Origin of the sequence: Mesorhizobium sp. B3-2-1, from assembly GCF_006439515.1 — a bacterium.
GTDB lineage: Bacteria > Pseudomonadota > Alphaproteobacteria > Rhizobiales > Rhizobiaceae > Mesorhizobium.
The window spans coordinates 167,115-193,046 of the sequence record NZ_VFTI01000004.1; the positions used below are offsets into that span (position 1 = coordinate 167,115).

Sequence of the window (25,932 nt, forward strand, 5' to 3'; positions counted from 1 at the left end):
CGCCGCGCCAAGCGCGATCGACCAGGGGTCTTCGGACTGGCGCTATTTGGCGATGTCGAGAAGTGACGATACCAAGAGTTCCCGTTCGTCCTTCGACAGCACGTCCGAATCGAACAGGTTCATGCTGCGCAGTCCTTCGATGGCGAGATAGCAGACCAGCAGCGATTTGAGGTCCGGCGCCTCGCCCTTCAGGCGCTCGAAAAGCTGCCGCTTGAATGTCTTTATCGGCGTCATGAAATCGGGATCCTCGGCGATCGCGGAAAAGATCCAGGATGCCGACGGCTGCTTCTCCTCGCAATCCTCTGCCGACAGCCTGATATAGACGGCGAGGGGATTTTTGCCATTGTCGTTGCTGTTCGCGGTTTCCAGCGCTTGCTCGAAATCGCGCAGATAGTCTTCGACGAGGCCCTGCATCAATTTGGCCTTGGTCGGGAAATTGTAGAGCAGCCCACCCTTCGACACGCCGGCGCGGCTGGCGACGGCATCGAGCGACAGGCTACCGGGCCCGGATTCCCGGGCAACATCAGCCGCCGCAGCGAGAATCTTCTCGCGCGAGTTCGGTCTTTGGGCTTTCATGGCGCCTCCCATCGCAAGCTTAGGCCCAATTGACAAGACCGTCCAGACGGTACAGTAAGACCGCCACCATTGGAAATCGGGACCCGCAGTCGGTATGTGTCCCGATGTCCGTGCTACGCGCCGGATTTTCGACTGAGGGGACTTCCTTGTTCAAGCGCATACTCCGTATCTTTATCATTATTGTGGTCCTTGCCGTGCTCGTCATTGTGGTCGGCGGCATCGTCGGCTTCAACTTCCTGCGCGACAACGGCATCAAGCAGTATTTCGCCACCATGAAGCCGCCGGCGGCGACCGTGTCGACGACCATCGTCAAGCCGTCGAGCTGGACGCCCGGCGTCGAGGCGATCGGTACGGTGCGGGCCGTGCGCGGTGTCGACCTGACGGTCGAGACCGCCGGCATCGTCAAGGAAATCCCTTTCCATGCCAACCAGAAGGTGACGGCCAATGCGGTGCTGCTGCAACTCGACGACGCCGTCGAGCGCGCCGATCTGGATGCGCAGAAGGCGCAGGCGGCGCTCGATCAGACCACGCTGACCCGCGCCATCGAACTGACAAAGCGTGGTGTCGGCTCCGACTCGACGCTGGACACCGCGCGCGCGGCGGCGTCCGCTTCGGCGTCCCAGGTCACCAGGCTGCAGGCCGTGCTCGACCAGAAGCAGCTTACCGCGCCTTTCACCGGCACGGTCGGCATTCCGAAGATCGACCTCGGCCAGTACCTGTCGCCCGGCACCGCGGTGGTGACGCTGCAGGACCTCGACACGATGCGAGTCGACTTCTCGGTTCCCGAACAGCAGCTGCCGCTGCTCAAGATCGGCCAGACGGTCCGCCTGGGCCTTGGCGGCAGCGACAACATGCCCTTTGCCGGTGCCATTCGCGGCATCGACCCCAAGATCGACCCCTCCAGCCGGCTGGTGAACATCCGGGCGGAAGTCGCCAATCCCGACGGCAAGCTGACCCCCGGCCAGTTCGTACAGGTGCGCGTCGAACTGCCGGAGGAGCAGAACGTGCTGTCCCTGCCGCAGACGGCGCTGACCACCAGTCTCTATGGCGACTACATATTCGTGGTGCAGCCGGCGAAACCCGCCGGCGCTGCCCCGGCGCAGCCAGCCAAGCCGGAAGGAAAGCCAGCCGCGGCGGCCACCGACAAGCCGGCTGACGCCAAGCCTGCAGACGCTAAGCCTGCAGACGCAATGAAGCCGGCCGATGCCATGAAGCCGGCGGCTGATGCCACCAAGCCGGCAGACGCAGCCAAGCCAGCAGCGACCGATCCGGCCAAGCCGGCGGCGGAAGGCGACAAGCCCGTGTTGGTGCTGTCGCAGGTCTTCGTCAAGCCCGGCCGCCGCAATCAGGGCATGGTCGAGATCGTCGAAGGGCTGAAGGCCGGAGACGAGGTCGTCACCGCGGGCCAGAACCGCCTCTTCAACGGCATGACCGTCAACGTCGACAACACCATCGACCCGACCAAATCGGCGAACAAGCAGGCCGACCAGCAATGAGCTTTTCCGATCTCTTCATCCGCCGGCCCGTTCTTTCGACAGTCCTTGCCTGCATGATCCTGCTGCTCGGTTTCCAGGGCATCTTCAACCTGTCGATCCGGCAGTATCCGAAGGTCGACGAAACGGCGATCACCATCACGACGGCCTATCCGGGCGCCAGCGCCGACCTGATCCAGGGCTTCATTTCCGCCCCGATCGCGCGCGCCGTCGCCTCGACCGAGAACATCGACTACGTCACATCGTCCAGCCGTCCGTCCTCCAGCACCGTGACGGTGCAGATGAAGCTCGGCTCCAACCCTGACGTGGCGCTGACCGAAGTGCTGTCCAAGGTCCAGGGCGTGCGCGGCACCTTGCCGGACGCCTCCAAGGACCCGGTCATCGTCAAGGGTACGGGTCAGCAGTTCGCGATGATGTACATCTCGATGCAGAATCCGAACATGACCAAGGAGCAGCTGACCGAATATATCGAGCGCGTCATCAGGCCCCGCATGTCGACCGTCGAAGGCGTCGCCGATGTGCAGATCTTCGGCGCCCAGGAATACTCGATGCGCGTCTGGATCGACCCGGTCAGGCTTGCCGCGCGCGGCGTGACGGCAGCCGAAGTGCTGACGGCGATCAACAATTCCAACTTCCTGTCGGCGCCGGGCAACACCCAGAACGAATATGTTGTCTCTTCGATCACCGTGCGCTCGACGCTGCAGACACCGCAGGCCTTCGCCGAGCTGCCATTGCGCTCGACCGACGGCAATGTCGTGCGCCTGCGCGACGTGGCTCGTGTCGAACTGGCAGCCGCGAACACCGACACCAGGGTCTCCTTCAACGGCAAGCCGGGGACCTTCCTCGCCATCTTCCCGACCCCGGCGGCCAACCCGCTGACCACTGCGGCGGCGCTCACCAAGCTCGTCCCGCAGATCCAGGAAACGCTGCCCAAAGGCATGACGATCGAGGTCGTCTACGACGCGACCGGGCAGATCAGCGCCTCGATCGACGAGGTGTTCAAGACCATCGCCGAGGCGGTTGCCATCGTCGTCGTCGTCATCCTCCTGTTCCTCGGCTCGTTCCGCTCGGTGATGATGCCGATCATCACCATCCCGCTGTCGCTGATCGGCGTCTGCTTCCTTCTGTTCGCGGTGGGCTATTCGATCAACCTTCTGTCGCTGCTGGCCATGGTGCTGGCGATCGGTCTTGTCGTTGACGACGCCATCGTGGTGGTGGAAAACATCCATCGCCACATGGAAGAAGACAACATGCCGCCCATGCAGGCGGCCTTCAGCGGCATGCGTGAGATCGCGTCGGCCATCGTCGCCATGACCATGACGCTGGCGGCGGTGTTCGCGCCGCTGGCCTTCACCGGCGGCCTGACCGGCGCCCTGTTCCGCGAATTCGCGGTGACGCTTGCCGGGTCGGTGGTATTGTCGGGCGTCATTGCCATCACCATCACGCCGATGATGTCGGCGCGCCTGCTGAAGCCCGGCAATGCCGGTCGTTTCCAGCGTATCGTCGACGGCACCTTCTCGCGCGTCGAGCACGTCTATGAGCGCGCCGTCACCGGGTCTCTGAACTATCGCCCGCTGACGCTGCTCATCGTGCTGGCGCTTGTCGGCGTGACCGGCTTCATGTTCACCAAGACCTCGACGGAACTGGCGCCGGAAGAGGACCAGGGCTTCCTGCTCTCGCTCGTGACGGCGCCGCGCTATGCGACTTCCGATTACACCGAGACCTATGTCAACCAGATCCTGGGCCTGGTGAAGGATATTCCCGAAACCCGGGCGCAGTTCTCGGCCGTCGCGTTCGGCGGCACGACCAACAGCGCCTTCGTCGGTTTTGCCTTCAAGGATTGGGCGGAGCGGAAGCGCAATTCGAAGCAGCTGCAGGCCGACATCACGGCTCGCATCGCCAAGGTGGCGGGCGTCCAGGCGTTTGTCTTCGCGCCGCCGACGTTGCCGGGCTCCGGCGGTGGCTTGCCCATCTCCATGGTGGTGCGCTCGATCGGCGATTCCGCTCAGGTGTACGAGGAAGCCGAGAAGATCAAGAACAAGGCGCAAGCCTCGGGCCGCTTCATCGTCGTGCAGAATTCGATGGCCTATGACGCACCACAGGTAACGGTGACCATCGACCGCGACCGCGCCGCCGCGCTCAACCTGCCGATCGCCGATATCGGCCGGACGCTGACGCTTTTGGTCGGCGGCGCCGAAGTGGCGCAGTTTGACCGCGACTCCAACAGCTATGACATCATCCCGCAGGTGCCGCAGGAGTTCCGCGACAACCCCGAAAAGCTCGGCGAATACTTCGTGCGCAGCGTAACGGGCGAGATGGTGCCGCTGTCGGCCGTGGTGAAGATTTCGACCAATGCCTCGCCGGCGGCGATCGAGCAGTTCAACCAGTTGAACTCGTCGACGATCTCGGCGCTGCCATTGCCCGGCGTCACCACGGGCGACGGTTTGAAAGTCCTCGAGGACATTGCCAGGGAGAGCCTGCCCGATACCTTCTTCATCGACTATTCCGGCCAATCCCGGCAGGAGAAGGAACAGGGCAACACGATCCTGATTGCTTTCGGCGCGGCCGTCATCGTCATCTACCTGGTGCTGGCGGCGCAGTTTGAAAGCTTCCGCGATCCGCTGATCATCATGATGGCGGTGCCATTGTCGATCTTCGGCGCGATCGTGCCGCTCAATCTGGGCCTCGGCACGCTCAACATCTATACCCAGGTCGGCCTGATCACGCTGATCGGCCTGATCACCAAGCACGGCATCCTGCTGGTCGAATTCGCCAACCAGCAGCGCGAAATCCACGGCATGCGGCGGCGTGATGCCATCATCGCCTCGGCCAAGGTGCGCCTGCGGCCGATCCTGATGACGACGGCGGCGATGGCGCTGGGCGTGGTGCCGCTGATCGTTTCCAGCGGCGCCGGTGCCGCGGCCCGCTATTCGATGGGCCTGGTCATCTTCACCGGCATCCTGGTCGGCACCATGTTCACGCTCTTCGTCGTGCCCATGTTCTACACCTTCATCGCCAGCAAGGACCTGCCGAATCTGGCGGAAAAGCCGGATCCGAAGCTGATGCCGGCACTGCCGAGCTGAGGCGCAAGGCGCAAGAAACAAAAAGAGGCCGGGATTTTCCCGGCCTCTTTTTTTGGCGGTCGCTCCAGCAACTCCGGCACATGTCCGAATGCGGCAACCTGCCTGCTACTTGACGATGACGATGCTGGTGTTGGCTGGACCGAAGGTCTCGACGAGCTGGTAGAAATCGGCGGCATTGTCCGGATGCAGCCGTACGCAGCCATGCGAGGCCGGCTGGCCGAGACGCTTGATGGCATAGGTGGCGTGAACCGCGTAGCCGCCGCTGAAAAAGACCGAATGCGGCATCGGCGCGTTGTCGTACTTCTTCGAATACCACATCTCATGCATGCGCGTCGGCTTGAACGAGCCGGTCGGCGTGACATGCGCCCTGTCGCCGGTGGAAACCTTCCAGGCGAACGTCGGCCGGCCGTCGACCGAGACTTCCATGACCTGCTGCGACAGTGAAACGCGCGCCACGATGCTGTTGGCGGCACGAGCGGCGTTGGCGCCGAACAGAAGCGGGCTGCCCATGAGCGCCGCGGCGGTGATGTTGATTAGTTTTGCGGAAATGGTGGTGCGCATGACGTCCCTCTCTCTGCCGGCCGGCCGGCTCCAATTCGATGAGCGGCTTATCCATGCGGCATGTTTCGGAGGGATTTCGCGAAATGCTCGTTTGTGTTTCGAATTTGTTTCCTCTGGTTAACAAGCCGGCCCGCATCGTCGGCATTGCCCGCACCCCAAATAAGGGATCGAGAACGACGCACATAGGTATTCGCCCCGAAACGAAAGTTCGAACTCCCACCATATGAAAGGATCTAGGCCGGTTTCGAAACCAAACTGCAACAAAGCGCGGATTTGGCGGCATGATCCGGATACGGACCGGAGGCAAAAGTTGACGCAACGAAAACAGACGGCAACGACCATGGGAACGAAAACGAACACGCGGTCCTGGCTCTTCAGGATCAGCATCGCTGCGGCGACCATCGGCGGCGTCGGCACCATTGCCGGCGGGCAAGTGGCGAAGCGGGCGGCGATGAGTTCGAGTGAGATTTCGACCCTGCACGTCGCTCTGTTTTGCGCCACGGTCTGGATCGTTTCCAGCCTGCGCATCGCCCGGTTGAAGGCCCTCTGGCGGGTTGGCCTTCGGCTGCTGGCATTGCGCGGCCCCTCCGGCAACTTGCTGCCGAGAGGACCGAAGGCCCGCGCCGCGACGGGGGGCTCCGTGGGCGGCGCGGGCACTTCGGGAGTTTCCTGAAGCGACCCGCGACACAATCATCTTTTTGGGGAATTCCGATCATGAAAACAAGATTCGCAGCTTCCGTGCTTTCCGCGCTGCTCTACGCGCAGGGCCTGCTCGGCTTTGCCGCTCTCGCCAGCGTGCTCCTCAAGGAGCGCGCCCACGCAAGCGAGTTCGCCGCCGGCGGCGACATGGCCTCGGGCCCGTCATTGCTGGTGGTGCGCTGAACCTGGCGGGCATCGGCGCGGAAATGGAAAGTCCGATGCTGATCAGGGGAACCAGCTGGAAAAGACAGCCGTCAGTCGGCGAACTGCCGTGGCGGATCGAACCTGTAGCCGGCGCCGCGTATGGTGGTGATGGTCTCGGTGTCGAGCTTGCGGCGCAGCCGCACGATACGCGAGTCGATCGAGCGATCGAAGGCGTCGGCATTCTCGGCCGGCGCGGCGGCGATAATGTCGTCACGCGTCAGCACCTTGCGCGGGCTCGCCAGGAACAGCCTGAGCAGCGCCACCTGGCCGGGCGAGAGCTGCTCCTGCGTACCCGAGCGATGCATGACGATCGCCGATCTCAGATCGACGGTCGCGTTCTCCAGCACGATCAGTTCCTGGGTGCCCCTGCCGCGCCGCGAAAGCAGGCCGCCGACACGCGCGGCGAGTTCCCTGACATTGAGCGGACTTTCGACGACGTCGGCGGCGCCGAGTTCGAGCGCCAGCACCTTGTCGAGGAGATCGGCCGGCCGGCATATCAGGATGAAATCCGGTCCATGCTCGCCGCCCCCGCTTTGGCCGCCCCCACCTTGGCCGCCATAACGCCTGAGCAAATCCCGCCCTTCCGCCTGGCTGAGGCTGTCCCCGACGACGACGACATCGATGCCTCCGCCCGCCAGCAGCGATTCCGCCTCCCAGGGCTGCCGCGCCTGGCGCACGTCATGGCCGCGCCGCTCGAGATGGTCGGCAAGCTCGGTCGCCACGACGTCGGCGACGGAAACAAGCGCGATGACGGCTCGTGCGGCCATGTTTTCCAACCGTTCCCTGGCAACCGGATATGAGTGCTGGACATCATGTTTATACCCAATCTACTTTCCACTGAAAGTGGGAGCGAGAGCATCGTGCGGGCAAGAATTGTCATCGTCGAGGACGAGCCCGACCTGAGGGACGCGGTCGCCGAGTATCTCGGCGCCGCCGGCTATGACGTGGCGACCGCGGAAACCGCAGCCGCCGCGCGCAGCCTGATCGAGACGCAGCCCTTCCATCTGGCCATCCTCGACATCGCCATGCCGGGCGAGGATGGCCTGTCGCTCGGCCGCTGGCTGCGCTCGAAAATGCCGATCGGCATCATCTATGCGACCGCCGCCGGCACCGCGCTCGACCGCATCGTCGGGCTGGAGCTTGGCGCCGACGACTATATCGTCAAGCCGTATGAACTGCGCGAAGTGCTGGCCAGGGTGCGTAGCGTGCTGCGCCGTGTCCCGCAGCCGACGGAGCCGCAGGAAGGGAAAGCCAGGACCGACCGCCGCTCCGTCGCTTTCGGTTCCTTCCAGGCCGATCTCGACGGCAGGCTGGTCACCGGCGCCAACGGCACGGTGATCGACATGGCCAAGAGCGAGTTCGACGTGCTGGAGGTTTTCCTGACCCGCGCCAACCGGCTGCTGACCAGGGCCGCGATCTCCGAGGCGATCGGCTTCACCGAGGATCCGGAATCATCGCGCGCCGTCGATATCCGCATCATGCGGCTGCGCAAGAAGATCGAGACTGATCCGGCCAACCCGAAATTCCTGCGCACGGTGCGCGGCGAAGGCTATATCTTCTCGCTGCCGACCGGCGACGGCAACTGAGCGTCGGACCCACAGGGTTTGCACTCCGCAGCCGTCGCCAGCCGATCGAATTGACGTGACTCTGGAATGACGGCTGACAATGACGGGCGAGACAGCAAGCACGGATATGCAGGGCTTCAGGCAAGGCGCGGCCATGGCGGCCGTGCGTGTCGTGCGCCGGCTGCGCGAGGCCGGCGACTGGCAGCGCGAAATGGACGGCATACTGGCAACGCTGTGCGACGCCATGGAGTGCCAGCGCGGTATCCTGTTCCGCCTGCGCGAATTACCCGGCCAAGGTTTCGCCCAGTCGGTCGCCGCCTACTGGATCGACCCCGATTTCGGCGGCGAACTGGCCTCACCGACCGTCATCATGCAGTCGATCGTCAATTCGGATCCGCTGCTGGAGCGGCTGGCCGAGGATGAGCGACAGGGCAAGGTCTTCGCCGGGCACACGCGCGATCTCGAAGGGTTCCTGAGAGCCGATTTCGAAAAGCAGAACATCAAGTCGTTCCTGTCGGTATCCGTCTTCGCGCACGGCCATCTGTGGGGCACGCTCGCCGTCAATGATTGCGTCGAGGAGCGTGAATGGACCGACGAGGAAGAGGCGACGCTGCACATCATCGCGCTCGCCATCGGCGACGCCATCGAACACTCCCCCTCCGACGCCCACGCCAGCGAGGTGATCCGCCGCACCATGCTGCAGGCCTCGCTCGATGCCATCATCGTCATCGACGAGGCCGGGTCGATCATCGAATTCAATCCGGCCGCGGAAAAGATGTTCGGCTTCCAGCGCAGCGACATTCTCGGCAAGGACCTGCTCGACACCGTCGTTCCGGAATACTACCGCAAGGGTTATGCCTCGGGCGCCGACTACATGTCCGGCCGCGGAGCGCCGATGGTCGGCCAGCGGCTCGAGACGGTGACGCAGAATGCCGCCGGCGAGGTCTTCCCAATCGAGCTGACGGCGACCGAGATGCGGGTCGCCGACCGCCGGCTGATCTTCGGCTCCATCCGCGACTTGCGCGAGAGGCTGCGCGCCGAGGAGGAGATCAACCGGCAGCGCGAGAAGCTGCACCAGAACGAGAAGATGGCTGCGATGGGCTCGCTGCTCGCGGGCGTTTCGCACGAGCTCAACAACCCGCTGGCGGTTGTGGTCGCGCAATCGACGCTGCTGCATGAATTCGCCTCGGACCCGCAGACCAAGGTCCGTGCCGAAAAAGTGCGCGCCGCCGCCGAGCGCTGCGGGCGCATCGTCAAGAGCTTCCTGTCGATGGTCCGCCTCCATCCCGCGGCGCAGACCGAGACCGATCTCAACCAGATGATCCGCGCCGCTCTCGAGGTGACCGCCTACGGCGCGCGCTCGAGCGGCATCATCATCGACACCGATTTCGCGCCAGGTCCCCTGCTGGCCATGGCCGACGCCGACCACGTGACGCAGGTGGCGGCCAATTTCCTCATCAACAGCCAGCATGCCCTGGCTGGCATCGCCGGCGACCGGCTGATCAAGGTGCGGAGCTTCCGCGGCGACCGGGGCAATCCCTGCTTCTCGGTCGAGGACAACGGGCCCGGCATTCCCGAAGCCATCCGTTCGCGCATTTTCGAATCCTATTTCACCACCAAGCCGGTCGGTGTGGGCACCGGGATCGGCCTGTCGATTTCGAAATCCATCATCGAGCGGCACAACGGCAATGTCTGGTTCGAGGAAGTGCAGCCGAGAGGCGCGCGTTTCGTCGTCCAGTTGCCGGCCATCTCGGCGGGCATCGCCGCCGCTGGCGAAAGCCAGCCACGATCGAGCGGCCTGCGCCATGCCCTGATCATCGATGACGAGCCTGACGTCGCCGGTTCCTTGTCCGACATTCTCGAATTGATGGGCATCAAGTCGCGGATCGCGCCAGTGTGGGAATCGAGCGCCGCCACCTTGAGCGGCCACATGCCGCCGGACATCGTCTTTTCGGATCTGCGCATGCCCGGCACATCAGGCATTTCGATCTACCGCGAACTGCTCGCCGAGCGCCCCGACCTGGCGCGGCGCTTCGTGCTGGTCACCGGCGACCTCATCGGCGCGAAGGCGGAAATCGAAGCCTTGCCGGCGCAGCAGCGGCCACAGATCCTCGAAAAACCGTTCAGCACGCTGGATGTGCGTAGCGTGCTTTCGACCATTGCCGAGCAGGCCGCGTTGAAAGCTTAAAAAGAGGCCCCCGGCCGACATCGCGGCGGGAGCCGAAGGGAGCGCTGGAGGACGCTCGGGGAGGTCAGGGCATGATCCCCAAACGCGAACCGGCTTTCGGGATCATGCCAGGCAAATCCAGAGACAGAAATCAGAAGATGTTGGGCGTGCTGGTCAGCGGCGCGGCGTTGGCGATCATCCGGATCGCGCGGGCCTTGTGCGTTCCGGACTGCTCGGCAATGGCGCGCAAGCAATCCACGCTCTCGGCGCCCCAGGCCTGCCCCTTGCAGGCGAAATCGATCGCGGGCATCGGCAGGCGCGCCGTCGTGGTCGTGGTCGGCGCCCCATCGACGATGTTGGCGGGCGGGTTCAACGAAGCGAAGGCTGGGCCGACCGTCGGCGTGAACGCCATGCCGGCGAAGGCGCAAGCAGCCAACGCCATGAACATTGCCGTCGGGTGGTCGCTGGCACGCTGGCGAAGCGCCAGCTTCGGGCGGCGGTCAGCGCGCTCCGGAGCCTGAAAGCGGTTGCTGCTGGTGATCTGGACTTTCGCATGCATCATCATCCCCTTCGTTGATTTTTTTGCGATAAAACGAATTTAATCGCGCTTTGTAACGGTGCAAAGGTGACGAGAACCCGGCAATGTAACGGGATTGAAACATCGATACGGGCAAAAACGGTCAGAATCCGGCATCGACTATCTAGAGTCGAGATGGCGGTTGCCCTGCCTGCACCGCAGGCGGCCGACGCGAACGGCAGGGCTTTTTCTTGCCAGCGGAATACTTGTCCGAGGGGCGCGATTTGCAGCGTGAACGGGCGACGGGTGGAGGTTATGGAACTCTGGCTAACACCCGGATTTTCCGGGGTTTTCAAAGTCCGCGGCGCAGCAAGATTCCGCTGGAACCGGGGCTGACATTTTCGCCGCGAAACCTGCCAATTTCCACAAATCATTGCATTTCAACGCAAAATATGATTATATTGAATGCATATTCAATAAAAAGAAGAGACGTTTCATGAACCCGCACCTCCGTGACGTGGCAATCCCGAACGATTGGGACCGGCGGGGATTGCCAGGCTGGAGTTACCATTCCACCGCCCTTCTCGAACTGGAGAAGGAGCATGTCTTCCGCAATCATTGGCAGATCGCCGGGCATGTCTGCGACATACCTGGCGCTGGCGATTACCTCACCATGGATGTCATAGGCGAGCGCGCGCTGATCGTGCGCGGCAAGGACGGCGTCGTGCGCGGCTTCAACAACATGTGCCGCCACCGCGGCAGCCGCGTCGTGGCCGACAGCCAGGGCAATTGCAAGAACGCGCTGGTCTGCCCGTTCCATGGCTGGGTCTACAATCTCGACGGTACGCTGCGCGGCGCCGCCCGCCCGCGCTCCTTCCCCGATCTCGACAAGACCGAGTTCGGCTTGATGCCGCTCGATCTCGAAGTCTGGATGGGCTTCATCTTCATTCGCTTCCGCAATGGCGGGCCACAGCCTTCCGTCGCCGAACTGTTGAAGCCGATCGAACCCGAATTCGCGCATTACAAGGCCGCCGACATGGTGCCGTCCTGGGGTATCTGGACCCAGAAGACACCGGTCAACTGGAAGTCGGTGCGCGATGTCGACAATGAAGGCTATCATGTCGCCATGGCGCATCCGGCCCTGCAGGATCTCTACGGCGCCACCTATTTCGACGAGCCGTTCATCAACGGCGTCTCGCGCTCCTTCGCCACCTACAATCCGCATGCCGGCCGCCGCTGGAGCGTCAGGAACTACGTCAAGATCGCGCCGGAGCCGACGCACCTGCCGGACCACCTCAGGAAGGCCTGGGTCTATTACGGCATCTTCCCGAATGCCGTTCTGTCGGTGATGCCGGAATCGGTGCAGTTCTATCAGGAGTTTCCGCTGTCGACGGGTGAGACGCTGCTGCGTGGCGCCATCTATCGCTACCGCGACGAAAGTCGCGAGCAGGCAGCCGCCCGCTATCTCTCCTTCCGCATCGATCGTGACACCATGTCGGAAGATGTGCAGCTCTCGGTCTGGTCGAACGAATCCATGCTGTCCGAGGCCTTCGAGGGTTTCTACCTTTCCGACCTCGAATATGGCGTGCGCACCCACCACGACCATCTGCGCAAGCAGATTCCGGTGCTCGGCCTGGAAACAGCGCCGGAAGAAAAGGACATGTGGAACCTGAACGACGCGCTGCGGTCACGAGGGTAAGAACGCTGGTAATTGGCGAAGCCGCCGATGATAGCGCCCCTCTCCCCGTCTCTATACGGGAGAGGAGCCGGTCCACCCTCCGCAGCTGCAGCGCAGCTGCTGCGGAGGACGGGCAGGCAGGCAGGCAGGTGAGGGGCAGCGCCGGCTTGCGAGATTAGAAAATCATCTTGGAAGCAGATAACATGGCCAACCAGCAAGGCTGGCGCCGCCCCTCATCCGCCCTCCGGGCACCTTCTCCCCGTGAAACGGGGAGAAGGAGGAAACTCACCCCCGCCACACGCCCTCTTTCCTAAGATCATCCATGGTGCGCGAAATGCCTTCGCGCAAGATGCCGACCATGTCGTCGATCTGCTCTCGTGTAATGATCAGTGGCGGCGACATCACGCACATGTTGATCAGTGGCCGCACCAGCAGGCCAAGTTCGTGGCAGTGTGCATCGATGCGTTTGCCGACATCCTTGTCGAGCTGCAGTGGATCCCTGCTTTCGCGGTCGGCGACGCATTCGACGCAGCCCATCAGCCCCACGCCGCGCACTTCGCCGACCAGCGGCAGCTCTTCCAGCGTCTTCAGCTGCGCCTGGAAATAGGGCGCGACCTCGAGCGTATGGGCAAGCACGCTTTCCTCCAGCAGGTCGAGATTTTTCAGCGCCACCGCACAGCCGACGGGGTGGCTGGTGTAGGTCAGGCCATGGCCGAACATCGCATCGGGATGGTTGGAACGGCGCAATTCCTCCAGCAGCCGCTCGGAAATGATGACGCCGCCAAGCGGGAAATAGCCTGAGGTGATGCCCTTCGCGAAGGTGATCATGTCGGGGTCGATGCCGAACACGTCGCCCGAGGCAAAGACGTGGCCCAGGCGTCCAAAGCCCGTCACCACTTCGTCGGAGATATAGAGGATATCATTGTCGCGGCAGATCTCGCGGATGCGCCTGAGGTAGCCGTCGGGCGGAATGATGACGCCACCGGATGCTTGTATGGGTTCGCCGACGAACGCGCCTATTCTGTCGGCGCCGACGCGCGCGACCGTGTCGCGGAACTGGTCGACGAGGAGATCGGTGAAGGCGGCAAGGCTCATGCCTTGCGGGCGCCGGAACGGGTCGGGCGAGGAGAGCTTGACCACCAGTTCGTCGGCGCCGTCCATCCAGTCGCGGTCGCGCGGACGGCCATTGAGCGAGGCCGACAGATAGGTCGAGCCGTGATAGGCGCCGCCGCGGCTCAGGATCAGCTTCTTTTCCGGCCGGCCCCGCACATTGTTGTAGAACTGCATGAAACGCAGCGCCGTCTCGACGGCCGAGGAACCGCCGGTGGTGTAGAAGACGTGGCTGAGGTCGCCAGGCGCATGGCCGGCGATGCGTCTGGCTAGCTCCGCCGACGGCGCGTTCATCGTGTACCAGGGCGTGTTGTAGGACAGCGCCATCGCCTGGTCGTACATCACCCTGGCGAGTTCCTCGCGACGATGGCCGACATTGACGCACCACATGCCGGCAGGGCCGTCAATGAGCCGCTTGCCGGTATTGTCGGTGATGTAGATGCCATCGCCCTCGCCGATCAGCGCGCGTGCCTCGGTGCCGAGGGAACCGGCATAAGGCCAAGGCTGGATGAGATGACGCTTGGCCAGTTCGACCGCATCGTCGTCGCCAGGGCCAGCCGTTTCGCGTGCCTTCAGATCTCTCACAGCCGCCATCGTCGTCTCCACATCATCCCATCGAATTTGTCCGGGCATCAATCTGGTTCGCCACGGCGAAAATCGTCGCCCTGCTCACATGATTTTGAATGTCCGTTCAATCAATATTACAGAATTAGCGCTTGATTTCAATCCGCGGATGCGCGCATGATGAAAGAAAGCCGGCAAGGGGAACGAAAGCCGGCGCCAGTCCGATGGGATGCCGTATGGCGGGACAGTCCAGGCCAGCAACCGAGATCACACCCGGAGCCCTCCAATGACGGTGGCTGCGGAAGGGTCGCCCCCGTTGCGCATGACGCGGGTCAGACGAAATGCCCTTCTGCAATCAGAGCCCGTACAGGGCTTTGCCCTGATCAGCCCGACCTTCCTCTACGCGCTCATCCTGCTGGTCCTGCCGATCCTGGTGGTCATCGCCCACTCCTTCTGGACGCAGCACTACCTGACCATCGACCGCACCTTCACACTGGAAAACTACCGCGTCGCGCTGGCCGAGCCGATCTACCGCGATCTCCTATGGCGCTCGCTCTACATCTCGCTGACGGTCAGCCTGTTCACCGTCGTCCTCGCCTACCCGATCGCCTACTTCATTTCCTTCCATGGCGGTCGTCACAAGAGCCTGTGGCTGTTCCTCATCACCATCCCGTTCTGGACCAGCTATCTCTTGCGCGTGATGTCGTGGAAGGTCATCCTGGGCTATAATGGCGTCTTGAATTCCGGCCTGATGGGCCTCGGCATCATCGACGAACCGTCGACAGCCTTGCTCTACAATTCGAGCGCCGTCATCATCACGCTTACTCATGCCTGGGCGGCCTTCGCCATCCTGCCGATCTTCGTGTCCCTGGAGAAGGTCGACCGCACACTGGTCGAAGCCGCCACCGACCTTGGCGATGGTCCCTTGCGCTCGTTCCTGCGCGTGACCTTGCCGCTGTCGGCGCCGGGCGTCATTTCCGCGGCGTTGATCGTCATGATCCCGACGGTCGGCGACTATGTCACGCCAAAGCTCGTCGGCGGCAAGGACGGCGTCATGATCGCCAACGCCATCCAGGCGCAGTTCGGCAAGGCCGCCAACTGGCCGCTCGGTGCCGCACTTTCCGTCACCACCATGCTGATCGTCTCCCTGATGGCCGGCGCCACGGTGCTGGTCATCCGCACCTTGCAAAGGATGGCGCGATGAGGGCGCGGCGCTTCCTGCCGGGCGGCTGGCTGTCGGCCTATGCGTTCCTTTACATCGTCTTCCTCTATCTGCCCGTCATCTTCCTGCCGATCTTCTCGATCAACACGGCGGCGACGCCGAAATTCCCGCTGACCGGCTTCACCTTGCAATGGTACGAGGACCTGCCGCGCACGCCGGCGCTGCTCGACGCCGCCTGGAACAGCCTGATCGTCGGCGTCTCGGCTTCCTTGCTCGCCACCGTGCTCGGCATCCTCGCCGCCCGCTCGATCACCCGCTACCGCTATCCCGGCCGCCGCGCCATCAACGGTCTGATCATGGCCCCGCTCGTGTTGCCCGAAGTGATCGTTGCCATCTCCATGCTGCTGGTGATGCTGCAGCTTGGCTTGAGCCTGTCGCTGTTCACCGTCGTGCTCGGCCACGTCCTGATCTGCATTCCCTATTCGATGACGGTGCTGACTTCCGGGTTCGAGGGTTTCGACCGCAGCCTCGAGGAAGCCTCCGCCGATCTCGGCGAGAGCGCGTTCGGAACTTTCCGGCGCGTGACGTTGCCGATGGTGGCGCCGGCGATCATTTCCAGCCTGCTGGTCTGCTTCACCATCTCGCTGGACGAATTCATCATCGCCTTCTTCCTCACCGGCACCGAAGCGACGCTGCCGATCTACATCTGGGGCCAGTTGCGCTTCGCGTCGAAACTGCCCGGTGTGCTGGCGCTGGGCACGCTGCTGCTGGTTGCCTCTTTCCTGCTGATGACAATTGCCGAAATCCTGCGTCGCCGCGCGGCCAGACGCACCCAGAACGAGGGAGGCCTCTATGCCTGAGCAGCCGCGGATCGAGCGCCCTCACGCGGACAGGATCCAATCCGAAAGACCGATGATCGAGATCCGCAACGTCACGCGCAGCTACGGAGCGTTCAAGGCGCTGGACGACGCCTCCCTGACCATCAGGGAAGGCGAGTTCTTCTCGCTGCTTGGCCCGTCCGGCTGCGGCAAGACCACGCTTTTGCGCATGATCGCCGGCTTCGACAATCCGACCAGCGGTTCGATCGCGGTCGGCGGCCAGCCCATGGAAGGCATCGCGGCGAACCGCCGGCCGACCAACATGGTGTTCCAGAGCTACGCGATCTTCCCGCACCTCAATGTCGAGCAAAACGTCGCCTACGGGCTGAAGCGGCTGAAGCTGCAGGGCGGCGAGGAGAAGCGCCGGGTTGAGGAAGCACTGGCGCAGGTCTCGCTCACCGGCCTCGGCAAGCGGCTTGCCACCGAGCTTTCCGGCGGCCAGCGCCAGCGTGTCGCGCTTGCCCGCGCCCTGGTGATGCGGCCAAAAGTTCTGCTGCTCGACGAGCCGCTGTCGGCGCTTGACAAGAAGCTGCGTGAGCAGATGCAAGTCGAGTTGCGCCGCCTGCAGCAGGCGGTCGGCATCACCTTCGTATTGGTCACCCACGACCAGTACGAAGCGCTCGCCATGTCCGACCGTATCGCCGTGATGTTCGGCGGCAGGATCGCGCAGGTCGCCTCCCCCAAGGAGATCTACCAGCGCCCGGTCGACCGCCAGGTCGCCGACTTCCTTGGCGGCATGAATTTCGTCAAGGCAGAGATCGTCGAGGAGAACGGCGCCACGCTGATCGTCGACACGCTGGGATTCGGTCGCATCAAGACCGACAAGCCGAAGGCTTTCATTCGCAACGGCGGCGGCGCGACGCTCGGCATCAGGCCCGAGCGGCTGCGCGTACTATGGGACAATGCGACAGCCAAATTCGAGGTCGCCGGCAAGGTAGTCGAACGCCATTATTTCGGCGAGATCACCCATCTGATCGTCGAGATCCCCGGCCTGGAAAAGCCGCTGTCGGTGACAGAGACCAACGATTTCGGCGCCGACGATATCCCGGTCGGCACCTCGATCCGCCTCGCCTATGATCCCGAAGCCCTGGTCGCGATGGCCGACTGAACATCGGCGATGATCCTGCGCGCCGCGATGCGTCCGGCCACGATCGCGCCTTCGACATAGCCCGGGAATGACGGCGACAGTTCCGACGAAGCGAAATGCACCGGCGGCGCACCGGCAAGAATGGTGCGCTCGGCATCCCTCGCCGTCACATCGACGATCAGGTCGCTATAGGCACCGCCGCTCCAGCCGTCATGCGTCCAGTCGCGGTGGTTGAAATCGAGGCTATCCGCCGCTTCCGGACCGAGCGCCTCCACAAGCCTCGTCGTCACCTGCGCCCGGAGATCCGCCTCGCCGAGTTCGTGCCAGCGCAGCGCCAGCGGCCCGCCAACGAAGACGACAAGCGCCGCATGATCGGAATCCCTGCTGGCGTCACAGGCAAACAGCCCCGGCAGGTCCCGCCACATCACCATTCCGCTCAAATCCCGCTCGCGCCAGAACGGCTTGGGATAGCGCACCAGGATCTTGATCACCGCGCCGCTTTCCCAGGCGCCGAGCGCCGTTTCCAGGGCTGCCGGCAAAGCGGGCGTAAAATCGAGCTTCGCGGCTGTCGCCGGCGGCACGGCGACCAGAACTTCGCGCGCTTCGATCACGCCATTGCTCGAGACGACACGAACCCTTGGCGGACCGCATTCGATGCGGGTGACCGGTTCACCAAGCCTCACCCGGCCGCCGAGGTCCTCGGCCAGATCATCGGCCACCGACTGCATGGTCTCGCGCAGGGAATATTGCAGCTCCGGCACCTCGTTGGTGATGCGCCGGTCATTGTCGATCAGATACCAGAGTGGCACTTTTTCCAACGCCAGGCACCACAGGCCTTCGATCATCGACCGGAAGACCGTCTTTGCCTCGCCCGCGTCATCCTGCCTCTCCAGCCACTCGGCAACGGTCAATCCCGCAATGGCAGGATCGTAGGGCTCGATCCTGTTCATGCGTTCGCGGATTGCCATCGAGGCGTGATAGGTCCGCTCGGCCCGGCCGACCGACATTGACGGGTAGGTGATGAAATCACCCTCGACGTAAGTCTCGACGAAGGTCTTGCCGCGAGCCCGCGCCAGTTCCATCAGCTGCGGCATGTCCTCGCACAGGAACTGGCCACCGCTGTCGATGCGCTCGCCAAGCCCGTTTCGCTTGGCCTCGACGCGGCCGCCGACACGATCGCGGGCTTCCACCACCACGAAATCTACGCCGGCGCGCTTCAATTCAATCGCGGCCGACAGACCGGTGAAGCCGGCCCCGACGATGACGACGTCGGTCCTTTCGGTCTTGTCGTTCAATAGCCAGCCTTGATCTTCTCGAACTCGTCGATCATGCGCTTCTTCAGCTCCGGCGGTACCGGCTGCTGGAACAGGGTCTTGTCGAGGAACTTGTCGAGATTGTCGAAGCCGCGGTCGGCCAGCACCTTGTGGTCGATATCAGCCATCCCGGCGCCATTGCCGTGGCCGTAGCCGAAGGTCTTGACCAAATAGTCCGACACGCCGGGCGCATTGACGGCGCTGAGGAAATCATAGGCCTCGTCGAGCTTGCCTGGCGCATCCTTCATCAGCACATAGCCGCACACCCATGTTGAAATCCCTTCCTTGGTCTCGCGGTTCATGGCGATCGGCAGGCCCTGTCCCTTCAGCGTCACGAAGGTCTCGTTCCAGCCCCAGACGAGATCGACCTCGTTGCCGATAAAGGCCTGATTGAGGTCGGTGTCGTCGGTCCAGTAGAAACGGATGTTCTTGTGCACGTCGCGCAGGAAAGCGGAAGCCTGCTTGAACTGGTCGTCGGTCATCCTGGTCCAGTCCTTGAGACCGATGACCAGGCTCGCCAGCGCATAGGCGTCGTCGACATTGTCGCCGATGGTGACGCGGCCCTTGAACCGCGGATCGGCGAAAATCCTGAGCGACTGTGCCTGTTCGGCCGTCACCTTGTCGGTACGGTAGAGCAGCGAGGGGTTGCCCCAGTCGAATGGCATGAACCAAGCCTCGCCGTCGGCGGTGACCGCGAGATCCTTCATCGCCATGATCCCGGGATTGAGGTCCTTCCAGCCGGCGATCCTGGATGTGTCGAGCGGCTGCAGCATGCCGGCCTCGCGCCACTTCACCACGCTTTGCGAGCAGGGGTGCGCGATATCGGCTTTGAAGCCCGCCCGCATCTTCTCGAAGGCCTCATCCTCGTCGCCGAAAAAGGCGAAGGTCGGCTCGGCGCCGTATTTGCTCGTGTAGGCCGGGTGGAGCAGCGGATCCTCATAGCCCGACCAGTCGAACACCACGAGGTCGCCGCCGCCTTCGGCGAGTGCGTAAACCGCGCCGGCGCCGAGCGTGCAGGCAGTGGCGATGACGAGGCGGCGAAGCACGGATTTCATGGCGCGAAAAACTCCCCCATCGCGAAAGATGTCGGGAGGGAGGTTAGGCAAATTCACGCGCTTTGGCGAGCCCATCCGCCGCCGCAGCGGCGCACGGACGGGCTCGACAGGCAGAGACTTAATAGCCCGCCTTGATCTTCTCGAACTCGGCGATCATCTTGAGCTTGAGATCGGACGGCAGCGGCTGCTGGAACAGCGTCTTGTCGAGGAATTTCTGCACGTCGTCATAGCCCTTTTCCTTCAGGACGGCCTGATCGACGCCGGCCATGCCCTTGGCATTGGCCTGGCCGTAGCCCCAGTCCTTGACAAGCACCTTGGCGATCTCCGGATCGTTGACCGCATTGAGATAGTCATAGGCCTTGTCGGTATTGCCGGGCGCATCCTTGAACAGCACATAGCCGCAGACCCAGGTCGAGATGCCTTCGGCCGTGTCCTTCTTCGACTTGATCGGCACGCCGGCGGCGACCGACTGCACGGTCGCATCGTTCCAGGCCCAGGCGAGGTCGACTTCGCCGCCGCTCAGAAGCTGGACGACGTCGGTGGTGTCGGTCCAGTAGGAGCGGACATTCTTGTGCACCTGGCGCAGGAAGTCGGACGCCTGTTTGAACTGGTCGTCGGTCATCTTGGTCCAGTCCTTCAGGCCGATAGCGAGGCTCGCCAGCGCATAGGCATCATCGACATTGTCGCCGATCGACACCCGGCCCTTGAACTTCGGATCGGCAAACGCCTTCAGCGACTGCACGTCCTTCTCGTCGACCTTGGAGGAATTGTAGGTTAGCTGTGTGTTGCCCCAGTCCCAGGGCATGAACCAGGCTTTTCCGTCATCGGTCGTTGCGAGATTTTTCATCGCCATGATGCCGGGATTGAGGTCCTTCCAGCCCGTGATCCTGGAGGTGTCGAGCGGCTGCAGCAGGCCAGCCTCGCGCCACTTCGTCACGCTCTGCGAGCAGGGATGGCCTAGGTCGGCCTTGAAGCCGGAACGGACCTTCTCGAACGCCTCGTCCTCGTCACCGAAGAAGGCGAAGGTCGGCGAATCGCCGTTCTTCTCGACATATTTCGGGTGGAAGCCCGGGGCCTCATACCCGGACCAGTCGAACACGATCAGGTCCTTGTCGGCGGCGATCGCCAGTGCCGCGGCCGAAGCCGCCAGTGCACCAGTCAGCGCAAGCGTCAGTGTCAGGCGTCTTGCCAGTGTCTTCATTGCTGTTCCATCCTCTGCGGTTTTCTTATGGCTTCGTCTTTTCTTATGATTTTGTTGGCCCGGCCGCCTTCCGCGGGTAGTGCTTCGGGAAAGCCACCGACAGGAATTCGTTCGCCGCCTGCAAAGAGGTCTCGCGGGTCGTGTTCTCGGTCCCCATCATCAGCCGCAGCCAAAGCCCTTCCAGCATGGCGCTAAGCGCCAATGCCATGACCTGCGGCTCATAGCCGTAGCCGCCGCTCTGCTTGAGCGTCGCGCAGAGTTCGATGAAGATGTCCTGATAGACAATATCGCGGGCGCTGCTCAACGCCTGGTAGGTCGGCCGCGACTTGGCCTCGCCCCAGAAGGCGCACCAGGCGGCAAGCTTGCGCTTGTTGCAGATCGAGCGGTCGAAATCTGCCGCGACCAGCGCCTGAAGCTGGTCGGCAGGATCATCGCCCGCCTTCTGCAGGGCATTGCGCCAATGCGCCGAGTATTCGTCATACATGTACTGCAAGGTCGCGATGAGCAGCTTTTCCTTGCTCTCGAAATGGAAGTTGACGATGCCGCGCGACAGGCCGGCGCCATCGGCGACATCGGCCATCGTCGTTTCCGAATAGCCGCGCTTGGCCAGCGAATCGATCGTCGCCTCGATGAGCTGAAGCTGCCTGACCTCCTTCGAGGCCTTCCGCCCGCGCTTCTCGGATTCGGCTTTCCGCGCCGATTCAAGGAGCGCGTCCCTGGCGTCTGCCGTTTTCATGCGTGTGATGGTCTCCAGCATCGCCGGCTATCCCTCTGCATCCGGCTTCCACCCGCGAAGATGAGTGGGACGGTGCTCGCCACTGTCAAGCACCTTCTGCATGGCTTCCCAGGTTCGAATGTTCTTGTCGACGTAGGCCGCGCCCACCACCGCGGCAGCGGCCGGATAGAGCGGTCCCTTCAGCCTTTCGAGCTCCCCGCGCGCGACCTCGCGGTACCAGGGATTGCGGTCCCTGGCGCTGACATCGGCGAAACCCGCCCGGCGCATGGCCATGATGTAACGTGACGGCGAGGCCATGGCGAACGACAGCCCCTCGGCGGCGACATACGCCTTCATCTCGGCCGACGGTTCGCCGTCATGCGAGATCATCCAGTTGGAGGCGGCAAAGACCCCGCCCGGTTTCAGCACGCGGAAAATCTCGGCGAACAAGGCGTCCTTGTCACGTACATGCAACAGCGCGTCCTTGGAAAAGACGACATCGAAGGAGCGATCGGTAAAGGGCAGCGGCCCCGGCGGCCCTTGGATGAAGCTCGTCCTCTCCGCCAGCGCACGCGCCGTGGCACGCTGTCTGGCCGCCACGATCACCGGGTGTTCGACATCAAAACCGGTGGCGTGGGCAGCGCCATGCCGTTCGACCAGATGCTGCGCGATGCCGCCGGTGCCACAGCCGATATCGAGGACGGTCTTGCCCTTGAGAGAAAGACCCTCGACCACCCGGTCGACCTCTTCAGGCCCGCCCGGCGACAGGTAGCCATCGCCCCACAGCGCTTCGAGGAAGCGGATGGCAGTGTCGTCATATTCCGGCTCGGCTTCCACCGTTTCGATCATCAGCCCTCGGCCCCAATCGACGAATGCCTGTTTCGAACGCCGGCAAAGCGTAACCCAAGTTCAAAAAAACGCAATATCATTTGTTGAACATTCATTCAGTACGGGTGGACAGAACGGCTGGTGCCATGCCAAATTCCACGCATTCGGGAACAGATCACGCAAAAATGAAAAGCGGATCGCCTAAGCAATTCCAGGACAAGTGTGAGCGGTTTTCCGTCCGGAATTGCGCAAAACAGGGAAGACTGAGCCAAAATGAAAGCTTGGGATGCGGTCATCATCGGCGGAGGACACAACGGCCTGGTCAACGCCTGTTACCTGCAGCGCGCCGGTCTCGACGTGCTGGTGGTGGAGAAGAACGACTGGGTCGGCGGTGCCGCCACCAGTCGTGAGCTGACGCCTGGCTTCCTCTATTCCAACTGCTCGTATGTTTGCTCGCTGTTCCGCCCCGAGATCATGCGCGATCTCGAGCTGCCGCGCTTCGGCCTGCAGGTGATTTCCTATGAGGGCGGCGCGGTGTTCACCCGCGACGGCGACTATCTCGCCAACTACCGCGACCACGACGGGCACCGGCGCGAATTCGCCCGCTTCTCCAAAAAGGATGCCGAGGCCTATGACCGTTACTCTCGCGACGTGACGCGGCAGTGCCGCTTCATCCAGCCACTGTTGATGCGCACCGCGCCCGACCCCACCAGTCTCAAGCCGCGCGACCTTGGCGAGCTGCTCTATCTCGGCAAGAAATTCGCTGGTCTCTCCGCCGAGGAAATGGCGCTGACGTTGCGCTTCTGGACCATGTCGATCTCGGAATTCCTCGACGAATATTTCGAGACCGACGTCATCAAGGCGAATTTCGCGCTGTCCGGCATCATCGGCACGGCACTCGGGCCGATGTCGCCAGGCACGGCTTACGTCCTGCTCCACCACTATATGGGCGAGGTCGACGGTTCGGTCGGCGCCTGGGGTTATGCGCGCGGTGGCATGGGCGCGGTAACCAAGGCGCTGGCAGCCTCCTTCAAGGCGTCCGGCGGCACGATCCGCACCGGCGCCGAGGTCGACCATGTGCTGGTGAGCCGTGGCAAGGCCAAGGGCGTCGTGCTGGCCGGCGGCGAGGAGATTTACGGCAAGCTGGTCGTCTCCAATGCCGACGTGAAACGCACCTTCCTGAAGCTGGTCGAGGAGAAGGAACTGCCCGACATCTTCCTGCGCCGGGTCAAGAACTTCAAGATCCGTGGCTCCTCAGGCAAGGTCAACATAGCGCTCGATTCGTTGCCGGAATTCCCGGCGCTGCCTAAGGATTCGCCGGTCTATCGCGGCGACATGCATTTCACCGATTCGATGGAGCGCATGGAGCGCGCCTATGATGACTGGAAGGCCGGCCGCTGGTCCGCCGATCCGTTCCTCGACATGGTCATGCCGACGACGCTCGATCCGACCATGGCGCCGCCGGGGAAACATTTCATGAGCTGTTTTGTCCAATACGCGCCGCCCAGGATCGCTGGTCGCGAGTGGACGGACGCCGATCGCGACGGTTTTGCTGAAAGCGTGATTGCGCAGATATCAGAATACTCTCCGGGGTTCCGCGACCGCATCGTACACATGGAGGTGCGCACGCCGCGCGAAATCGAGGCCGAGGTCGGCCTCACCGAAGGCAACATCTTCCAGGGCGAACTCACCTTCGACCAGCTGCTGTTCAACCGCCCGGTGCCGGGCTACTCGCAGTATCGTTCACCGGTCGGTGGGCTCTATATGTGCGGCTCCTCGACCCATCCCGGCGGCGGCGTCATGGGGGCGCCCGGCCGCAACGCCGCCGCTGAAATTCTGCGCGATCTCGCAAAATCCACCTCGTATATGAGCCCGGCCCATGACGTCATTTGATGCGCCAAAATGGGATGTGCTTGTCGTTGGCGGCGGCCACAACGGGCTTGTCGCCGCGACCACGCTGGCGAAGGCCGGCCGCAAGGTACTGGTGCTGGAGGCCGGAGCCGAAGTCGGCGGCGCCGCGCGCACCGAGGAATTCGCGCCCGGCTTTCGCGTCTCGTCGGTCGCGCATGCGCTGAACCGGCTGCATCCCGATGTCATGAAGACGCTGGAGCTGGAAAGGCACGGGCTGCAAATCGCTCGCACCGACTTCATCCCGTCGGTCGCATTGTCTAAAGATGGACCGCCGCTTGTCCTGCATGGCGCCTATGGCGAGGTGCTGACCGGCGCCAGTTCGTCGCAACAGTCCGCCTGGAAGGAATTGCGCGCGCAACTGCTGCGCTATGCAGGCATCCTGAAACCCTTCCTCTCTCGACGCCCGCCCGATCTCGGCGGCATGTCGCTGTTCGAATGCGCGGCAATTGGCCAGACCGCGCTGGCGCTGAAGAAGCTCGGCAAGGAAGACATGCGCGACTTCCTGCGCGTGCTTTTGATGAACGTCGCCGACCTGCTTGACGAGCAGCTTACCGACGACAGGCTGAAGGGCCTGCTCGCCTTCGACGCAACCCTCGGCAGCCATCTTGGCCCGCGCTCGCCGACCTCGCTGCTCGGCCTTTACTATCGTCTGGCTGGAGAGATTGGCGGTGCGGCCGGAGCGCAATTGCTGCCGCAGGGCGGCATGGGCGCGGTGGTCGCCGCCATCCGCGCTGCTGCCGAAAGGGCTGGCGTCACGATCCGCACATCGGTGCCTGTCGCAAGGATCGTTGTCGAGAAGGGCCGCGCCGTCGGCGTCGTCCTCGACAATGGCGAGGAGCTTCGTGCCAGGACGATCGTCTCCGCCATCAACCCGGCGACCACCTTCCTCGATCTTGTCGGACCGCGCGCGATCGACACCGGCTTCATGCGCAAGGTCAGAAATATCCGCATGAAGGGCGATGCCGCCAAGCTCCATTTGGCGCTCGACCGGCCGCCGCAATTTGTCGGCGTCGATGCCGCCGGCAATAAGGGCCGGCTCGTCATTGCGCCCTCCCCCGACCATGTCGAGCGCGCCTTCAATCCATCCAAATATGGCGCGTTCTCGCCCGAGCCGGTGATGGAGATCACCCTGCCCAGCCTTGCGGACCCGTCGCTGGCGCCAGGCGGCGCCTGCGTGCTGTCGGCCGTGGTGCAATACGCGCCCTATCAGTTGAAAGAGGGTTGGGATGCCGGCAAGCCGAAATTCCTCGAGGCAATCATGGCTCAGTTGGAAGCCTACGCGGCTGGCATCGGCAAGACGGTGGTTCACGCCGAACTGCTCACCCCTGCCGACATCGAGAAGCGCTACCGCATGCCGGGCGGTCATTGGCACCATGGTGAATTGCAGGCCGATCAGATGCTGATCTCGCGCCCCGTCTCCGGCTGGTCGGGTTACGACACGCCACTCGACGGGCTGTTCCTGGCTGGCGCCGGTTCGCATCCCGGTGGCGGCGTCTCGGGTGCGCCCGGCTTGAACGCCGCGCGGCGCATCATCGCGATGAAAGGGTGACGTGATGCTTCAGCTT

22 protein-coding genes are annotated in these 25,932 nt (G+C 63.2%); 12 read left to right on the top strand and 10 right to left on the bottom strand.

All coding sequences use genetic code 11. The features are described from left to right. Positions 1–42: 42 nt before the first annotated feature. Positions 43–576: a TetR/AcrR family transcriptional regulator gene (locus tag FJW08_RS05915; RefSeq protein ID WP_140809583.1), complete on the bottom strand. Its 534-nt coding sequence runs from the start codon at positions 574–576 to the stop codon at positions 43–45. 146 nt (positions 577–722) lie between these two features. Between FJW08_RS05915 and FJW08_RS05920 the strand changes: the two genes are divergently transcribed. Both FJW08_RS05920 and FJW08_RS05925 read left to right on the top strand, forming a co-directional pair. Beyond that, positions 723–2,072, top strand: a complete 1,350-nt coding sequence (locus FJW08_RS05920) for an efflux RND transporter periplasmic adaptor subunit (protein WP_140809585.1) — start codon at positions 723–725, stop codon at positions 2,070–2,072. Then, the gene (locus FJW08_RS05925) at positions 2,069–5,152 is read left to right on the top strand and encodes an efflux RND transporter permease subunit (protein WP_140809587.1); all 3,084 of its coding nucleotides are present in this window, start codon (positions 2,069–2,071) and stop codon (positions 5,150–5,152) included. Before FJW08_RS05920 ends, FJW08_RS05925 begins: the two co-directional genes overlap by 4 nt. Before the next feature lie 105 nt (positions 5,153–5,257). Here the strand turns inward: FJW08_RS05925 and FJW08_RS05930 are convergent, their stop codons facing one another. Next, positions 5,258–5,713, bottom strand: coding sequence for a L,D-transpeptidase family protein (locus FJW08_RS05930; protein WP_140809589.1), 456 nt, complete (start codon positions 5,711–5,713; stop codon positions 5,258–5,260). 340 nt (positions 5,714–6,053) lie between these two features. On the opposite strand from FJW08_RS05930, the gene FJW08_RS05935 reads away from it, so the two are divergent. Together FJW08_RS05935 and FJW08_RS05940 are read left to right on the top strand one after the other, a co-directional pair. Continuing rightward, the gene (locus FJW08_RS05935; RefSeq protein ID WP_140809591.1) at positions 6,054–6,386 is read left to right on the top strand and encodes a hypothetical protein; all 333 of its coding nucleotides are present in this window, start codon (positions 6,054–6,056) and stop codon (positions 6,384–6,386) included. 41 nt (positions 6,387–6,427) lie between these two features. After that, on the top strand, positions 6,428–6,595 hold the full coding sequence (locus FJW08_RS05940; protein ID WP_140754471.1) for a hypothetical protein: 168 nt from the start codon (positions 6,428–6,430) through the stop codon (positions 6,593–6,595). Between the two features lie 71 nt (positions 6,596–6,666). Here FJW08_RS05940 and FJW08_RS05945 read toward each other — a convergent pair whose 3' ends face one another. Next, positions 6,667–7,383, bottom strand: coding sequence for a response regulator transcription factor (locus FJW08_RS05945; RefSeq protein WP_140809593.1), 717 nt, complete (start codon positions 7,381–7,383; stop codon positions 6,667–6,669). 45 nt (positions 7,384–7,428) lie between these two features. Here FJW08_RS05945 and FJW08_RS05950 point away from each other — a divergent pair, with 45 nt between their 5' ends. Next, positions 7,429–8,202 (top strand): response regulator transcription factor, encoded by a 774-nt coding sequence (locus FJW08_RS05950; RefSeq protein ID WP_181178208.1) that lies wholly within the window; start codon positions 7,429–7,431, stop codon positions 8,200–8,202. 79 nt (positions 8,203–8,281) lie between these two features. Further along, positions 8,282–10,369 (top strand): PAS domain S-box protein, encoded by a 2,088-nt coding sequence (locus tag FJW08_RS05955; protein ID WP_181182847.1) that lies wholly within the window; start codon positions 8,282–8,284, stop codon positions 10,367–10,369. A 130-nt stretch (positions 10,370–10,499) separates the two neighbouring features. Here the strand turns inward: FJW08_RS05955 and FJW08_RS05960 are convergent, their stop codons facing one another. Continuing rightward, the gene (locus FJW08_RS05960) at positions 10,500–10,907 is read right to left on the bottom strand and encodes a hypothetical protein (protein ID WP_140809595.1); all 408 of its coding nucleotides are present in this window, start codon (positions 10,905–10,907) and stop codon (positions 10,500–10,502) included. 454 nt (positions 10,908–11,361) lie between these two features. On the opposite strand from FJW08_RS05960, the gene FJW08_RS05965 reads away from it, so the two are divergent. Continuing rightward, positions 11,362–12,564: an aromatic ring-hydroxylating dioxygenase subunit alpha gene (locus FJW08_RS05965; RefSeq protein WP_140809597.1), complete on the top strand. Its 1,203-nt coding sequence runs from the start codon at positions 11,362–11,364 to the stop codon at positions 12,562–12,564. Positions 12,565–12,828: 264 nt separating this feature from the next. Here the strand turns inward: FJW08_RS05965 and FJW08_RS05970 are convergent, their stop codons facing one another. Then, a complete protein-coding gene (locus tag FJW08_RS05970) occupies positions 12,829–14,247 on the bottom strand; it encodes an aminotransferase (protein ID WP_140809599.1) in 1,419 nt (472 codons plus the stop codon). A gap of 256 nt (positions 14,248–14,503) precedes the next feature. Between FJW08_RS05970 and FJW08_RS05975 the strand changes: the two genes are divergently transcribed. The 3 genes from FJW08_RS05975 to FJW08_RS05985 are packed head-to-tail and all read left to right on the top strand — an operon-like array spanning position 14,504 to position 17,365. Further along, on the top strand, positions 14,504–15,421 hold the full coding sequence (locus FJW08_RS05975) for an ABC transporter permease (protein WP_140809601.1): 918 nt from the start codon (positions 14,504–14,506) through the stop codon (positions 15,419–15,421). Next, entirely contained in the window at positions 15,418–16,239 is an 822-nt protein-coding gene (locus FJW08_RS05980) for an ABC transporter permease (RefSeq protein WP_140754483.1), read from the top strand. The genes FJW08_RS05975 and FJW08_RS05980 overlap by 4 nt, the downstream gene beginning before the upstream one ends. Positions 16,240–16,291: 52 nt before the next feature. Then, a complete protein-coding gene (locus tag FJW08_RS05985; protein ID WP_140809603.1) occupies positions 16,292–17,365 on the top strand; it encodes an ABC transporter ATP-binding protein in 1,074 nt (357 codons plus the stop codon). Here the strand turns inward: FJW08_RS05985 and FJW08_RS05990 are convergent. The 5 genes from FJW08_RS05990 to FJW08_RS06010 form a co-directional block, all read right to left on the bottom strand. Further along, positions 17,329–18,639 carry a flavin monoamine oxidase family protein gene (locus FJW08_RS05990; protein WP_140809605.1) on the bottom strand — a complete coding sequence of 437 codons (1,311 nt, stop codon included), beginning with the start codon at positions 18,637–18,639 and terminating at the stop codon, positions 17,329–17,331. The genes FJW08_RS05985 and FJW08_RS05990 overlap by 37 nt on opposite strands. Continuing rightward, entirely contained in the window at positions 18,636–19,712 is a 1,077-nt protein-coding gene (locus tag FJW08_RS05995; protein WP_140809607.1) for an extracellular solute-binding protein, read from the bottom strand. The genes FJW08_RS05990 and FJW08_RS05995 overlap by 4 nt, the downstream gene beginning before the upstream one ends. A gap of 118 nt (positions 19,713–19,830) precedes the next feature. After that, a complete protein-coding gene (locus FJW08_RS06000) occupies positions 19,831–20,913 on the bottom strand; it encodes an ABC transporter substrate-binding protein (RefSeq protein ID WP_140809609.1) in 1,083 nt (360 codons plus the stop codon). 43 nt (positions 20,914–20,956) lie between these two features. After that, entirely contained in the window at positions 20,957–21,649 is a 693-nt protein-coding gene (betI, locus tag FJW08_RS06005; RefSeq protein ID WP_246682218.1) for a transcriptional regulator BetI, read from the bottom strand. Between the two features lie 27 nt (positions 21,650–21,676). Then, a complete protein-coding gene (locus FJW08_RS06010; protein WP_140809613.1) occupies positions 21,677–22,477 on the bottom strand; it encodes a methyltransferase domain-containing protein in 801 nt (266 codons plus the stop codon). A 252-nt stretch (positions 22,478–22,729) separates the two neighbouring features. Here FJW08_RS06010 and FJW08_RS06015 point away from each other — a divergent pair, with 252 nt between their 5' ends. Both FJW08_RS06015 and FJW08_RS06020 read left to right on the top strand, forming a co-directional pair. Continuing rightward, entirely contained in the window at positions 22,730–24,349 is a 1,620-nt protein-coding gene (locus FJW08_RS06015) for an NAD(P)/FAD-dependent oxidoreductase (RefSeq protein ID WP_140809615.1), read from the top strand. Beyond that, positions 24,336–25,916 carry an NAD(P)/FAD-dependent oxidoreductase gene (locus FJW08_RS06020; RefSeq protein WP_140809616.1) on the top strand — a complete coding sequence of 527 codons (1,581 nt, stop codon included), beginning with the start codon at positions 24,336–24,338 and terminating at the stop codon, positions 25,914–25,916. The genes FJW08_RS06015 and FJW08_RS06020 overlap by 14 nt, the downstream gene beginning before the upstream one ends. Positions 25,917–25,932 lie beyond the last annotated feature (16 nt).